The organism is Leptospira limi, from assembly GCF_026151395.1.
In the GTDB taxonomy this organism is placed as follows: Bacteria; Spirochaetota; Leptospiria; order Leptospirales; family Leptospiraceae; genus Leptospira_A; species Leptospira_A limi.
On the sequence record NZ_JAMQPV010000001.1, the window covers coordinates 498,223 to 512,875 of the forward strand.

Consider the following 14,653-nt stretch of genomic DNA (forward strand, 5'->3'; position numbering starts at 1 on the left):
TGATATGAGCTCCAACTCGGAAAATACAAATCCAACTGATCGCAATTCTGAAAACGATTTAATCTCGGATAAAAAACAAATCTCAAAATGGGAATCGTTTACTTCGGGAATTTTTCGTAAATTTTTAATTTTACTATTGGTTACCTATTTATTTCCCGAGTGCTCAAGTTTTGGCCCAAAAAATTCTCAAAGTAGTTTAATTATTGTCCATATGACGATTGTTAAAGATGAGATGATACTAGATGAATTGATTGATCCAAGGTTCCAAAAAGTAACATTAAGAAAAGGTGAAAAAGCAATCGAATATAGTGAAAGTTCTGAACATTATTATTACTTTCAAAACCTAAAAGAAGGCCAGTACGAAATTTTTGATGCTGTCCACTTACTCAATCGTGGTGCCTCAGATTTTGCTTTTAGTAGCACTAAACAAGCCAATAAAATCGATATTGATTTTGATCCAGAAGAGATTCGGAAATCAAGAGTGGATTTACAACCCGGTACTGTTGTGTTTATGGGGAGTTTTCATGTGACTGTTGATTTTAAATTCCAAGAAGAACCAAAAATTTCAGTTCGTTATAGCAAAACAAATGAAGAAGAACTAGCTGCAATGGATCATTTGTACAAAAATTATCCGAGATCTGGTTGGGGACAAAAAGCAAAAAATCGAGTTAAATTATTGTCTTCCTTTACCCAACCATAAATCATTTTTCATTCTTAAACAATTGTAATCAAATCTGGATTTTGTAAGTGGGGAGTTCCATTCCAACTAACAGGTTCCCAATGATGATTTTCACGACGAAACACACTTAAAGAGGAATTTAAAATGGATTTCATAAATATAGGAAACTCTTTATAATTCATTTTGCAAGCTAGTCCCATCATAATGGCGATAGGAGTACTTGAAGAAATAACAAGGGTACTTTTTACATCAGCAGGGATTTGGAGTGGACCTTTTGATACCTTTTCAACATATTCTTCAAACGTGTATGGTTCGATTGAACCCCAAACTCCATTTACCCAATCGGCCAATACTAGTTGTATGAGCTCCTGAAAATAATGCCTAGTTTCTTCTTTTCCTTCTTCCCATGCATTTTTATATGATTCATACAATTTTGCAAAAGATGGATTCGCATTTCGGATTTTGGCCGCAATGCCTAACCACATCCTAGAATCAAATTCATCCCAAGCAGAATTTTCAATTGGATCTGGGATACAAAATTGATCATTGGTAAAACTTTTAATGATTCCATCTGCAGTTTGTTTTTGCCTGTTTAAGGTTCCCGTATATACAGAATCAAATTCAATTCTTTGGAGTTTAAAATATTCGCCTAAAAGATTTGCTTGTTTCCAACCTAGTTCTGTTAGTTGATCATAATTTTTTCCAAGTCGATCCGCTTGACCATGACGAACTAAATATAAATAGGACATCTATACTTGGAACCTCGGATTGGAAACTGATAGGTTTTCTTTTAATTGTATTTTAACCAAATTCCATACTTTTCCCTTTGGGGATGTATCAATTTGAGAGGAATTAGTTTTTGAATTCGTTTGGTTTGATTGGTTTGATTGGTTTCGAATGGTTTGGGCTAAACTTTGATTCCAATGATATAAAACTTGGTATTTTTCTTTTTTGGATAATTTTTGAAAACTTTCTAAATCGTATTTGGATTCCAAATCTGAGATTCGTAATTTCTGATTTAAAATTTCCGACCAAAGATTGGTATATTCTGAATTTTCGATTTCTCTTGCAATGACACCTAACATATTCCAAGAAACTAGTGTTTTATATGATAATAAATCATCACCTTCTAGTTTGGGTAATAATTCTTTCATCATAAAATCTTGAATGCTAGAGAGTAATTCTTTTGTATCAGGTCTATATTGCATTTTCTAATTCCTCTATGAGACGCATTGCTTCCCATTCCATTTCTGCTGTCCTTCTTCCGATGGAAGCAAGTTCGATTCCTTTATCTTTGCCTGACAAATGCCTTTCAGCCTGTTGTGCACTTCCAATGGCCCATCGAACATTTCCCATGATCTCCCAATAGGAAACTTTATATGGATCAACCTTGATACCAGAGGTAAGTTCGTATTCTTTATAAAAATCCTTTCGATCGCCGAATCCACCTACTTCTTTATTGAGACGACCAAATCTCCAATCACGCATACACAACCAAGCGATATCTTCGTGTCGATCTCCAAAGTGGGCAAATTCAAAATCTAAGATTCCTTGTAGACCATCCGCATTCATCATAAAGTTACCAGTGCGAAAATCACCATGAACTAAAACAATTTTATCAATGTTTGGTGCATGTGACTCCATCCAATTGAGGCATAATTCAATCGCAGGATGAGCTTCTGGTAATTCGTCTAAAGACTGTCTTAAATCGGTAATCGCTTGGCTAATATAATTTTCTACTGTGACTAATTTGAGTTTTTGTTTTAGGTCTTCTTCCTTAACAGATTCTGGAGTTACTGTATGAAGTTTTGCAAGATTTGATGCTAAATCAGAAACCATTTTTGTTTTACGATAGGTATCTAATTCTTTATCTTTAGTGATGAAACGACCTGTCGCTTTTCCAGCAATTTTTTCCATCAGAAAAAAAGGAGTACCTATAATAGAAGTTTGTTCTTCTAAATAAACTGGCGTTGGAGTTTTGACTCCTGCATTGTATACAAGTTCCGCTACTTTAAATTCATCCCGTTTCGATAAAGAAGAGAGTAAACTTCCCCCCTTATCAGTGCGAAGAACAAGTGATTTTTTGGAAGATTTGGATTGTATTTCCAAAGCATAATTATCTTGGCAAGCTCCTCCACTTAGATGGAAAATCTCAGTTATCTGAACTGGCTCTTTCCATACTAAAGTTAGGTGATGTTCTACCTTCTCTTGCAGTTCTTTAATATCCATGAATCTTTAAAAATCCCATTTTTCCGATACATAATTGCGACCAATGACCATTTTATGAACTTCGGAAGGGCCATCTGCAATTCTTGCAGCGCGTGCATCTCGATAAAATAATTCGAGTGGTAAGTCTCTTGAATATCCCTTTCCACCACAAATTTGGATCGCCATATCAATTGTATTACACAATGATTCACTGACTTTCCATTTTGCCATGGAAGTTTCCTGTCTTGCATCCTTACCCATTTTTAATAACCAAGCTGCCTTCAATGTTAATAAGAATGCCATCTCGATCTCAGTAGCACGTTCAGCAAACATCCACTGGATTCCTTGGTGATCGGCTATCCGTGAGCTAAAAACTTCTCTTTCTTTCGCATAACTTCGCGCAATCGAAAGGGCTCTTCTTGCCATCCCAGTCCATCTCATACAATGGGTGAGACGAGCAGGTCCTAATCTTTCCTGCGATAAACGAAAACCTTCGCCTACCCTACCTAAAACCATATCTTCAGGTACTTCTACATTTTCAAAATTGAGTTCACAATGCCCACCGGGTCCGTGTGAACCCATGAGTTCTATCTCACGTACCATCTTATAACCTTTCGCATCAGTTGGCACAAGAAACATTGTTGTTTTGCGAAAACTTCCATTCACCTTCGCCATTACGATGAGGTACTTTGCTCCATTTGCGCCAGTGCAATACCACTTACGTCCATTGAGAATGTATTTATCACCTTGTTTTTCTGCATTGGTTTGCAAAGAAGTGGGATCTGATCCTGCACCTGGGGAAGGTTCAGTCATAGCAAATCCAGTGCGTAGTTCGCCTTTGATGAGTGGATGTAAAATTAATTCTTTTTGTTTTTCTGATGCTGCAAGAGACAACAAATGCATGTTTCCTTCATCTGGAGCATCACAATTAAAAATATAAGGAGCAATGGGAGAACGACCAAGTTCACTAAAAATAATACAGGTTCCAATTAAATCTAAACCCAATCCACCTTCTGATTTAGGAAGGTGAGGTGTCCAAAACCCGGCCGATTTTACTTTAGCGCGTGCTTGTTGGTTGATATCTTCTGGCATTCGACCTTTTTCATAATCATAATGTTTTTCCAGAGGAATGATTTCTTCCGTTATAAAAGATTGGATGTTTTTACGAAGTGTTTCAACTTCTTGGGGAATTTCAAAGTCCATTGAATCCAAGAAGTAACACAATCAAGATAGATCGTAAAATCTTTTTTTAATGTGATCGAAAAATAGGTCTTTCTCTTTTTGAATTTCTTCTAATTTCAAAATGCAAATGTGGACCGGTCGCTCTACCTGTTTGACCTACTTCCCCAATTTTTTCGCCTTTTTTGACTCTTTGTCCATGTTTTACAGCAAAGTTCAATAGATGTCCGTATCTAGTTTCGTAACCTAAAATATGTTTAATAATAATTAGATTACCATATCCACCTTGTGCACCAACAAAACTAACTTCTCCATCCATTGAAGAAAATACATCTGATCCTTGTTTGGCGGCCATATCCAAACCACCGTGAAACGTTTCCTTTTTAGTAAAAGGATCTAATCGTTTTCCAAAATTTGATGAGATAATAGCGGCTGTTAGTGGAAACTGGAATCCAAATCCGTAAAAGAAAGATTTTTCTGATTTCCCCATTGAGATACCAGGTAAAAACCACTTACCTCGTTCGGAATCATATTGCAATTTGTTTGCATCAATTTGGTATTTATCTGCTAAAAGCAATTTTGTTTTGTCACTACCATCCGTTTCTTCTGGATGGAATGTTCCACGCATATTTGGGATTTCAAGGATCATCCCTTGTGATAAATCATGAGGGGAACTGAGCTCGTTAACGGAGGACAAAGTTTCTAAATCCATGCCAGTTCGTGCCATGATTTTGAAAAAGTTATCTTCCTTTTTCACTTTGTATTCGTAATATTTGAGTGGGATGAGGATTTCTTTTTTAGTTCCAGATTTTGAAATTCTCAGGTTTTCTTTGATTTCGGAACGGAGGTTTTTTAAAGATGGATTCGAATATTCTAGGTTGGCCAATGTAAGAGGACTAGGAAATAGATTCGTCACGGCTCCAAAACCGATCCAAATCACAGTCCATTTCAGAAAAATAAGGCGATTAGACATAATCTTCTAAAATGATTATCGGCCATTTCTCAAAAAAACGATGACGATTCTTGCCGAAATTGAGGAACTGTAAGGCAGATGCAGAATCGATTTTTTGAGATCTTTCGGCTCACTGCCTACTCTTTGGGTCTCGTTTATGTTTGTTCCTTTTTTTATTCCGTATTCTTTCTGGCGTTTGTAAACCATTCGGTCTTAAACCACAGGATCCCAGAAGAACAAATCCTTCCTCTCTATGAAGAATACTCTGAAGGTAAGTTAGATTTTTCAGGACTTTTGGTGGAATACCAAAAAGTAGTAAATCCAATCAAAGACCAATTTCAAAAAGAAATCACCGAAAATCCCAACATATTACTTAGCGAATTCTATGAAATTGTATTTTCTGAAAAACCATATTACTTATTAGGACACTCAGTTCCATGGTTTTTGTGTTATGTGGGGCTTGGTTATTTATTATACAAAAAAGTATTACAAATCCCTGTCACAAACTTACAAGATGAACTTTCAATTCCCATTTTATTACGAGGGATCACAAATGGTTTCATTTGTTTTTTTGTAGTGGTAGTATTTGGTGTGATTCTTGAAAAATTATCGGTTCCATTAGAATCAGGTGTTTTTGCAAAAAAATTATACGAATCCATTCATGGAAATGGTTATCTACTTGCATGGGGAATATATGTTGTAGGTATCATTACAGGAATTTTGGAAGAAATCTTTTTTAGAGGTTTTTTGCTGAAAGCCTTCATTGATAAAGGATTAACCCAAGAAGGTCTACTCATTGTATCCTTATTATTCGGTTGGTTACATTATGGAGAAGGTACTTCCATTGCCATTCCTTTCATCATTTGTGGTGTAGGAATGTTTTTTGGTTATTTGTACATTAAAACAGGAAATCTCTGGATTGCGATGGCTTGCCATGCCACATACAATTCATTAGGATTAATCAATGCATATCTTCAATTACCAGTGGTCCAATCATGAATTTTTTAAAATTAAAAATGAACACTCGCATAACAAAAGTATTGTTACTTTTATTACTTTTATGTTTTTCTCCTAAATCGATTTTTGCAGGAGAGACCGTAGAAGTATTAGGTGGACCGGATGATGTAAATATTCGGCTGCTTGCACTTCTCAACAAGTTAGATCCAGATTTTTATGCCGACGAAAAAACCCAAGGATTTATGTATCGATATAGAAATCGTTGGAGTAATCCATATGACTTTAACATCTATGTTGGAAAAGTCGGGAAAACTTCACCCGATTCCATTATCCGAATCGAATCTCCAAGAAGGGGTCAGGAAAAAATGTGGAAACAAATTTTGGAACAGGAATTGTTACAAAAACCTCCTCACGAATCAGCGGTTCCCTTAACTGAAAAATATCATATTGTTTCCCAAGGTTTAAATTTAATTACACCTATGGCCTCTGTTGGTTATAATTCTTGGAATTCTCCACTATTCACAAATCGTGATACATTTGTTAGTATGAGTATTTATTTCTTATGTGATTTGATTTTAGTAGGTGGTGCATACTTATATGCACAAGAGAATTTACCAAAAAAGAATATTTATGATCATATGTTGAATGCAAAAGGACCAGGAAATGTTTGGGAATCACCAAATGCTGTAGGAATTTTTGCAGCAATGGCAGTAACGAGAGTTGTGCGAGCATTTGATGCGTGGGAAGATACAGCTGCTCACAATAAAACAGCACAATTTGGTTGGTCTTTTAAGTTTTAGTTAAAAAATTTTTATGATTTAAAAAGATCACGTGCTGCATCCGAGGCACTTGATCTTTCAAAATCTTCTCTTTCAATGAGAGTTAGTTCCAATCCTTCTTTTTCAATTCTACTCAAAATTTTGGCAATATCTGCCACCTTACTCAATTTAGTTGCTAGATATTTGAAAGTAATTCCACAATCTGGGCATTTTTTATCTTTGAGGTAATTGAGACCAAGTTTTTTGCAATTTCCACAAGTTCCGTAAAGATCATCGATGTAGAGTAATTGTTTTTTTACATCGTCTACATTGAGTTGTCGCCAAACTCTTACAAATTTAGTATTCTTTCCGGATACATCTGAAGTCATAGGCAATAGGAAGTATCAAATATGAAACTTGTCAAGAAGCAATCCGATTTAGTTTTAATCTTACTCATTTGTTTATCTGGTTTTTTAGCTGTGGCGATTGGTGCTTTTGGAGCACATGGTCTGAAAAAAATCATACCACCAGATCTTATGATCACCTTTGAAACTGGAAATAAATACCATTTTTATCATAGTATTACAGCTCTTTTCGTATTTTTGATGTTAATCTTTTCTGAACAAAATGAGACATCCGAGAAAACAAAAAAATATCTTAGAATATCGATTTGGATGTTTTTGGTAGGAATTCTAATTTTTTCTTTTAGTTTATATACCTTAGCAATTACAGGACTTAAAATTCTTGGTGCCATCACTCCTTTTGGAGGAGTGAGTTTTCTGGCAGGTTGGTTTTATTTAGGACTTGGGATGTATTATTTTTTTGTTCCGAAAAAATAATGACCTTGTTTACTAATTAAATTTCTTGAAATAAGGCCGTCGGCAATGAGTAACAATCCTTCTGCGGCGGCTTTTTTTGACTCTTCTGAGCTATCTTTTTGTAATGCCATAAGTTCATGAACATACTTTCTTCTTTGCAAATCCAAAACACCTAACATTGATCCTGCGATCTTTTCGTCCATCTGTAAAAAAGCTAATGCCAATGTTTGTGGAGGTGTTTCATTACACAAATAGTATAATGCTAAATTATCAAAATACGAAAGTTGACTGAGTTTTTCTAATACTTGTTCTGATCCAGACATAGTGATTCCTTTGATTCAATTAATTGGATATTGAAACTTCCTTTACTTTTTCTTCTAAATATGAAATAAGATACTTCGCATTTGCCAGTTCGCCTGTAGCTTCCGAAACTAAATTTTCAATCGTTAAGATTTTTCCTTTGGAATGAATGTTTTTTCGTAACCAAGATAATAAATCCGAAAAATCACCTTTCGAAGCAAATTTGTTATGCGAATCGGGGTATTCTTGCGTAAATTTTTTAAAAAATTGTGCACTGAATATATTTCCTAAAGTATATGTTGGAAAATATCCGAAGACTCCCATAGACCAATGAATGTCTTGTAAAACTCCTTCTGCATCGTTTTCAATTGTCATTCCAAAACTTTCTTTCATTTTAGAATTCCAAATTTCTGGTAAATCTTTGACTTTGATGTTGCCATTGATCAAATCTCTTTCGATCTCAAATCGCAATATAATATGGAGGTTATATGTGACCTGATCTGCTTCCACTCGTATCTTAGATTTTTCCGTGCTGTTGATATATTTATATAAATCTTGAAAAGGAAGTTCTGATTCAGACAATTCAAAGTCATTTAATAAAATGGGATACATAAATTCCCAAAAAGGTAAAGACCTTCCCACTTGGTTTTCCCACAGGCGACTTTGTGATTCGTGAATTCCTAAACTTAGATACTCCGTTAATGGATTTGGCCAATTTGGCATTGTAGACAATCCAGACTCATATAAAGAATGACCAGTCTCATGTAACACGCCGAAGATGGAAGATAATGGATCGGTTTCAGAATATCTAGTTGTGATTCGTTTGTCCCCTTTTCCTAAACTTGTGGAAAAAGGGTGGTTACTAATGTCTAATCTTGATTCTTTTTTTGTGAGTCCTAAAATGGCAGGAAGTCGATTACAGAATTTGGTTTGATTGGCAATTGGTATTGGTTTTTTGAACGGACTTTCGAACCTTGGAGCCTTTGATACAATCGGAATAAGTGAATTTTTTAAATCAGAAAATAAAATTTGGATTTGGTTTGCCTTGGCACCCTTTTCATAGGAATCCAATAAAGCATCATAAGGTTCTGTCGTATAACCAAAGTAATCTGCCTGTTTTTTGGATAATGTAACCAATTCCTCAAGTCTGTCCGAAAATAATTTAAAGTTTTTTTCCTTTTTTGCCTCAGCCCATTCTGCATGTGCTAAATTGGTGAGTTTTGCGAATTCAGCAACGAATTCAGATGGCAATTTATCTGCTTTTTCTTTCTCCTCCATCAATATTTCAAGCTCACGATTCCATAATGACCTTTCCGATTCTGGAAGTTCTTTTGTGGTTAGTTTCGCAGATTGAATGAGCTCCAAAAAAGATGGATCCGTCATCCATTCATGGGTGAGTTCCGCAACAGCAGCAATTTGAGTTGATCGATACTCTCGTCCTTCTTCTGGCATCATCACTTCTGAGTCCCAGTGGAGAACGGATGAAATATCTTGGAAAAGTTTGATTTTTCGATATTGTTTTCGATAATTTTCGAGCGCTTGAGGGAGGGCCATAGACTCATTTTCTTCGACCCATACATTCTGGAACCAAAAATCATTGACCCTTAACCCTCAGACAAAACTATGTATATACGTCGCGGGTGTGGTGTAACGGTAGCACAGCAGCCTTCCAAGCTTCTGGCGAGGGTTCGAGTCCCTTCGCCCGCATGACAAACTCTCCAATTAACCAATCACAATTTTCTAACGAATTGACTCGAACAGTGGCGCGAGCTGTTTTGTGAGCGACCCATAGGGAGCGAACAAAACAGAAAGAAAGCCACGATGGCTTTCGACGAGCGACGCCGTGCCTCGGAGCGCAGTAAGGACAGGATATGGTTTTGATTCGATATTCTTGGGAATGGTGCTTACAGAATGGATATCGGTATCCCCGCCCGATTTAGGGTGGGGAACTAGACCCGCCACCCAATACGTTCTCTCTATCACAAAGGTCTTATTTCAGAAACCAGAAGTACGTTTTTAAAAATTTAAATTAGAAAAAGTTCATACTTTAGAAAAGGAAATAATAATATCTGACAATGAAGGTCTCACTTCCTACAATATTCTTAAAATGATCTCTGGATTCTATTTTTTGTTTTTTTTTTCTTTCGATTCATTTTCTTTGATTCTGAACCTTACGATTTTTCGTATCAGTTCATCTGGTATGGGTTCTGTGATTGGAAATTGAATCGATCCCTTTCCAGATTTATACTTAGAAATTTCTTTTTGGAACTTAATATTCCCTGATGGGAGTGCATAAAATCCAAGATGATTTTTATATGCGGCGAAATGGACTAAATTCCCATTCTGAATAAACGTTGGAATTGCATACTTTATCGCCTCTTTTGCATTAGGTGCTTCTTCTCGAATGATTTTTCGGACATGATTCAATTTAATTTGAATTTCCTTTGGAAACAAAAGTATATATTCATCTATATTTTCAGGTTTATTAGATTTCATTTTAAACTTCCTTTAGATAGATTAAACTTTTGTCTCTTTCCATTTTCCTTTTGTAAATAGCCAGAGTGTATATATACCGACTGATGTTTCAGATATCATCATGGCCCAAAAAACTCCACTATAACCAAATTCAAAATATTTTCCTAATGTGTATGCTAAGGGAATTTGAATGATCCAGAAAAAGATTACATTAATTTTAGTAGGAGTCATGGTATCACCCGCTCCATTAAAAGCCTGACTTGCTGCCATCCACCAAGCATAAACAAAATACGAGTAAGATACAATGCGTAACCACTCAGATCCTATTATAATTACTTTTGAATCAGAAGTAAAAATCCCAATTATCCTTTCACTTAAGAAAAAATATATTAGAGACACTAATACTAAATAACACATATTACATAAACCAGTAACCCAAACTGATTGTTCTGCTCGGTCTGGTTTTCCAGCTCCTAGATTTTGCCCTACCAAAGTGGCAACAGCATTTGACATCCCCCAAGATGGCATTAAAGTAAACATCATCGTTCTCAGGGCAATCGTTGCAGCGGCGACGGTCTGACTTCCAAATTCAGACAATATTCTCATGATAAAAATCCATGATGTCATACCAACTATCATTTGCCCTATACCACCCAATGAAGTTTTGAGAATACCGATGATCGATTCCCATTCAATTTTAAGATGGCTTTTCATTATTTTTATATGTTTTCCACCTCGAAATAACAGCCACAATTGAAATAACACACCAATGCCTCTTCCAATATTGGTAGCGATTGCTGCACCTGTTAACCCAAAAGCGGGAATTGGTCCCCATCCAAAAATAAAAATTGGATCTAAAATGATATTTAATCCATTTGCAAGCCAAAGTACACGCATCGAAATGGCGGCATCCCCTGCTCCACGAAAAACAGCATTGATTAAAAATAATAGTATAACAATGACATTACCACCTAACATCCATTGCATATATTGATGTCCTTCATTTAGGACCCATTCATCAGCTCCCATTAGTAATAACAATTCTTTAGAAAAATAAATTCCTGCGATAGAAAATGGAATTGAAGATAAGATCGCAATCCAAATCGATTGAATTGCGGCAATACCAGCCAAATCTTTTTCTTTTTCACCAATGCGTCGAGCTACAATGGCTGTAACGGAAAAAGATAATCCCATTGCGATTGCATAAAGAAGAAATAGGTAAGTTTCTGTGAGTCCAACAGTTGCAACGGCAGAAGCTCCTAACGAACCTACGAAATAAATATCTACAACTGCAAAAACAGATTCTAATACTAGTTCTAAAATCATTGGGACAGATAATAGAAATATTGCCTTTCTTAAACTGATTTCAGTATAATCTTCCTCAGAACCAGATAATGCACTTTTTAAATCTTCCCATAAACTAGCACTTGTCATTTTTTACCTTCCGATCTTAAGAATTCGTATCCAGAAATTGATTTAATCTACTCAATGTTTGGTGAGCACCTTCAATTGCTCCAAAATCAACTACTGAGTTCCTGACACTTGCATTCGGAAAGGTCATTTTCATTTTGATAATGGTATGATTTTCTGATAACGCAGTAAACGTGATCCTTACAATGAAATTATCATCCTTATCAGTTGAGCCGGATCCATGAATATATTCTAAATATTCGCCATCTCGAATTTCTTTATACTGAACTAAATTTGGATAAATAGTTCCATCGGGTGCCTTCATAGTATAAATCCATTTACCACCTACTTTGAATTCTCTAAATTCAGTTGATGTCGTAAAACCATTTGGTCCCCACCAGAGATTTATATTGGTTGGATCTGCAAATGCTGCAAAAACATTTGCTATTGGATGTGCTAATTTTTTTTCAATTATCAATTCATTGGTTTCAGGTAATGTTTGTTCTTCTAGTTTTTCGAAACTTTGTGACCATCCTTCTTTCATACCAGAATTTGCGAATCCATCGCGGATTTGGTTTGACATAAATTCCGTTATTAGTATAACCTTTGTTATTTCATTCGATTCTTCAAATAATACTCGCAACTTCGAATTTAACATGGAACGATCACCGGTAACTCCAGCGATTTTTTGAACTTCTTTCACCCATTCATCAGGATGTTCATCAACTAAATCACTCATCACAAAACTTTGATAAGGTGTTATTTCTAAAAATTTTCCTTTGACTGGATAATCGATTCCTTCTGGAGATCTCATCACAATTCGATATGATCCACCAACGTGGAAATCAAAGTCAACAATCGGATTGGTAAATCCTTTTGGTCCCCACCATTTTTCAATATGTAGAGGATTTGTCCAAACTTCCCAAACTAGTTTTAATGGTGCCCGAAATGTGCGTTCTAATCTTACGATTTTTTCCTCTAATGTGAGAATGGCTTCTTTTTGGTACATTCTATTCTTTTCCTTTTGTTTGTTGTAAATCCATCAAGTATTGGTCCAAACGATCAAAACGTTCTTCCCATAACTTTTTATATTGTTGTAACCATAAATTAGCTTCTTCTAATGCTTCCGCTTTGATCCGACAAGGGCGGTATTGTGCCGATTTCCCTCTTTCAATCAAACCTGCTCTTTCTAAGACTTTTATGTGTTTTGAAATTCCTGGTAGGCTCATTTGGAATGGTTCTGCTAATTGCAATACCGTCGCCTCACCAGAGACAAGTTGCATGAGGATTTTTCTACGCGTTGGATCAGCAAGGGCTTGGAAGGTAGAATTTAAGGATTCTTCCGTTTGTTTTAATTTAACCATTTAGTTAATTAACCTTTTAGCTAAATAAAGCAATGATGTTGATTTCGTCAATCTGAATTACTAAAAATTGAGAAGTTCTTGGGTTTTGTTTGGGTACACTTGGGATATGAGTATCCCCGCCCGATTTAGGGTGGGGAACTAGACCCGCCACCCAATACGTCCTCTCTATCACAAAGTAGCTACGAAGAAAACTGATTTTGGTAAAAACGAAAATTTGTTTTGAAAAAGTTCACCTTAACAACCCAAAACTTTTGGATTCGGAAGTACTTTGAGTTTGGATCGGTGATGCGCCAGGGATCTGGAGGGCTTTAGGTCCAATGAGGTGAAACCTCTTTGGACGGGAGCGAGAGCGGACCCCGTAGGAGCCCGTTCCTTTATAGAATTTAGCATCTGTTAAAGTCCAAATTGAGGCGCCCATAAAAATGAGCGCTTTTATCAATTAGGAAACAATTGGATAATCGATGTAACCTTTTTCTCCGGGAGTATACAAAGTTGTTTCATCAAAATTCACAAGAGGTAAATTCTTTTGGAATTTAGTCACAAGATTTGGGTTTGCAAGGAATGGTTTTCCGAATGCCACCAAATTAGCGTTACCTGATGAGAGGTCCGCTTCCGCACGTTGTGAATCATACCCTCCACTTAGTATAAGAGTGTTTTTAAAATTATTTCTGATTGCAGAAACAGTTTTTGGTTCTACAGTTGGTGCTCCCATTGATGAGTGATCCACCAAATGAATGTAAACAATACCAAGCTCATTTAACTTTTGTGCCAATAAAGAATACTCATCATGAGTTTCCTCAAATGGAAATAAATCGTTAAAGGCACCGTAAGGAGATAAGCGGATTCCAGTTTTTTCTTTTCCTATGGCATCAGAAACTTCTTTGGTCACTTCAAGAATGAATCGGATACGATTTTCAATTGAGCCACCATATTCATCCGTTCTTTGATTAGAAGAAGGGTGTAAAAATTGTTCCAACAAATATCCGTTTGCTGCATGTAATTCAACTCCATCAAATCCTGCAGTGATCGCATTCTTAGATGCTAAAACAAATTCTTGAATCGTAGATTGAATTTCCTCTTTAGACATCTCTTTTGGTGTTGGATGATCCACCATACCATTACTATCAGTCCACATTTTGCCTTTTGCCATGATGGCAGAAGGTGCAAGAACTTTTGCTGATTTTGGCAAATTGAATTCATGGCCGATCCTACCAGTATGCATCAGCTGAACAAAAATTTTGCTTCCTTTTTTATGAACTTTATCAGTAACAACTTTCCAAGCTTCTGTTTGTTCTTTTGAAAAAATTCCAGGGATTCTCGCATAACCTAAACCATTCGGAGATGGTGAGGTTCCCTCTGTAATGATAAGTCCTGCTTCCGATCTTTGTTCGTAGTATGTGGCTACGATTTCACCGGGAACATTTCCAATTGATCTCGATCTTGTCATGGGTGCCATTACGACACGATTTTTTAATTCTAAATTTCCTAATTTTGCTTTTTCAAACAACAAACTCATATAATTTCCTATTGGATCCTTTAGAAAATAGACGGTT

The 14,653-nt window shown here is 36.0% G+C and carries 17 protein-coding genes and 1 tRNA gene; 5 read left to right on the top strand and 13 right to left on the bottom strand.

Annotated elements, in window-relative coordinates:
- The first annotated feature begins 4 nt into the window (after positions 1-4).
- The gene (locus tag ND812_RS02280; protein ID WP_265374091.1) at positions 5-700 is read left to right on the top strand and encodes a hypothetical protein; all 696 of its coding nucleotides are present in this window, start codon (positions 5-7) and stop codon (positions 698-700) included.
- A 14-nt stretch (positions 701-714) separates the two neighbouring features.
- On the opposite strand, the gene ND812_RS02285 is transcribed toward ND812_RS02280, so the two are convergent.
- Genes ND812_RS02285 through ND812_RS02305 form a run of 5 tightly spaced genes read right to left on the bottom strand, consistent with a single transcriptional unit; the run spans position 715 to position 5,039 of the window.
- Entirely contained in the window at positions 715-1,428 is a 714-nt protein-coding gene (locus tag ND812_RS02285; protein WP_265374092.1) for a histidine phosphatase family protein, read from the bottom strand.
- Positions 1,429-1,887 carry a hypothetical protein gene (locus ND812_RS02290; RefSeq protein ID WP_265374093.1) on the bottom strand — a complete coding sequence of 153 codons (459 nt, stop codon included), beginning with the start codon at positions 1,885-1,887 and terminating at the stop codon, positions 1,429-1,431.
- On the bottom strand, positions 1,877-2,908 hold the full coding sequence (locus ND812_RS02295; RefSeq protein WP_265374094.1) for a phosphotransferase family protein: 1,032 nt from the start codon (positions 2,906-2,908) through the stop codon (positions 1,877-1,879). The genes ND812_RS02290 and ND812_RS02295 overlap by 11 nt, the downstream gene beginning before the upstream one ends.
- Positions 2,909-2,914: 6 nt before the next feature.
- Positions 2,915-4,090, bottom strand: coding sequence for an acyl-CoA dehydrogenase family protein (locus tag ND812_RS02300; RefSeq protein WP_265374095.1), 1,176 nt, complete (start codon positions 4,088-4,090; stop codon positions 2,915-2,917).
- Between the two features lie 46 nt (positions 4,091-4,136).
- Entirely contained in the window at positions 4,137-5,039 is a 903-nt protein-coding gene (locus ND812_RS02305) for a peptidoglycan DD-metalloendopeptidase family protein (RefSeq protein WP_265374096.1), read from the bottom strand.
- 78 nt (positions 5,040-5,117) lie between these two features.
- Between ND812_RS02305 and ND812_RS02310 the strand changes: the two genes are divergently transcribed.
- The gene (locus tag ND812_RS02310; RefSeq protein ID WP_265374097.1) at positions 5,118-6,017 is read left to right on the top strand and encodes a CPBP family intramembrane glutamic endopeptidase; all 900 of its coding nucleotides are present in this window, start codon (positions 5,118-5,120) and stop codon (positions 6,015-6,017) included.
- Positions 6,018-6,034: 17 nt separating this feature from the next.
- A complete protein-coding gene (locus tag ND812_RS02315) occupies positions 6,035-6,775 on the top strand; it encodes a hypothetical protein (protein ID WP_322113671.1) in 741 nt (246 codons plus the stop codon).
- 11 nt (positions 6,776-6,786) lie between these two features.
- On the opposite strand, the gene ND812_RS02320 is transcribed toward ND812_RS02315, so the two are convergent.
- A complete protein-coding gene (locus ND812_RS02320; protein WP_265355745.1) occupies positions 6,787-7,122 on the bottom strand; it encodes a hypothetical protein in 336 nt (111 codons plus the stop codon).
- A 21-nt stretch (positions 7,123-7,143) separates the two neighbouring features.
- Between ND812_RS02320 and ND812_RS02325 the strand changes: the two genes are divergently transcribed.
- On the top strand, positions 7,144-7,572 hold the full coding sequence (locus tag ND812_RS02325; protein WP_265374099.1) for a DUF423 domain-containing protein: 429 nt from the start codon (positions 7,144-7,146) through the stop codon (positions 7,570-7,572).
- On the opposite strand, the gene ND812_RS02330 is transcribed toward ND812_RS02325, so the two are convergent.
- Positions 7,548-7,874, bottom strand: coding sequence for a hypothetical protein (locus ND812_RS02330; RefSeq protein ID WP_265356633.1), 327 nt, complete (start codon positions 7,872-7,874; stop codon positions 7,548-7,550). The two genes, ND812_RS02325 and ND812_RS02330, sit on opposite strands and share 25 nt — an antisense overlap.
- Before the next feature lie 19 nt (positions 7,875-7,893).
- The gene (locus ND812_RS02335) at positions 7,894-9,405 is read right to left on the bottom strand and encodes a carboxypeptidase M32 (protein ID WP_265374100.1); all 1,512 of its coding nucleotides are present in this window, start codon (positions 9,403-9,405) and stop codon (positions 7,894-7,896) included.
- Between the two features lie 82 nt (positions 9,406-9,487).
- On the opposite strand from ND812_RS02335, the gene ND812_RS02340 reads away from it, so the two are divergent.
- Positions 9,488-9,558: transfer RNA gene (locus ND812_RS02340), tRNA-Gly, on the top strand.
- A gap of 414 nt (positions 9,559-9,972) precedes the next feature.
- Here the strand turns inward: ND812_RS02340 and ND812_RS02345 are convergent.
- The 5 genes from ND812_RS02345 to ND812_RS02365 form a co-directional block, all read right to left on the bottom strand.
- On the bottom strand, positions 9,973-10,347 hold the full coding sequence (locus ND812_RS02345) for an iron chaperone (RefSeq protein WP_265374101.1): 375 nt from the start codon (positions 10,345-10,347) through the stop codon (positions 9,973-9,975).
- A 21-nt stretch (positions 10,348-10,368) separates the two neighbouring features.
- Positions 10,369-11,760 (bottom strand): MATE family efflux transporter, encoded by a 1,392-nt coding sequence (locus ND812_RS02350; RefSeq protein WP_265374102.1) that lies wholly within the window; start codon positions 11,758-11,760, stop codon positions 10,369-10,371.
- Between the two features lie 16 nt (positions 11,761-11,776).
- The gene (locus ND812_RS02355; RefSeq protein ID WP_265374103.1) at positions 11,777-12,745 is read right to left on the bottom strand and encodes an SRPBCC family protein; all 969 of its coding nucleotides are present in this window, start codon (positions 12,743-12,745) and stop codon (positions 11,777-11,779) included.
- A 1-nt stretch (position 12,746) separates the two neighbouring features.
- Positions 12,747-13,100, bottom strand: a complete 354-nt coding sequence (locus ND812_RS02360; RefSeq protein ID WP_265374104.1) for an ArsR/SmtB family transcription factor — start codon at positions 13,098-13,100, stop codon at positions 12,747-12,749.
- 439 nt (positions 13,101-13,539) lie between these two features.
- Positions 13,540-14,616, bottom strand: a complete 1,077-nt coding sequence (locus tag ND812_RS02365; protein WP_265374105.1) for an alkene reductase — start codon at positions 14,614-14,616, stop codon at positions 13,540-13,542.
- Positions 14,617-14,653 lie beyond the last annotated feature (37 nt).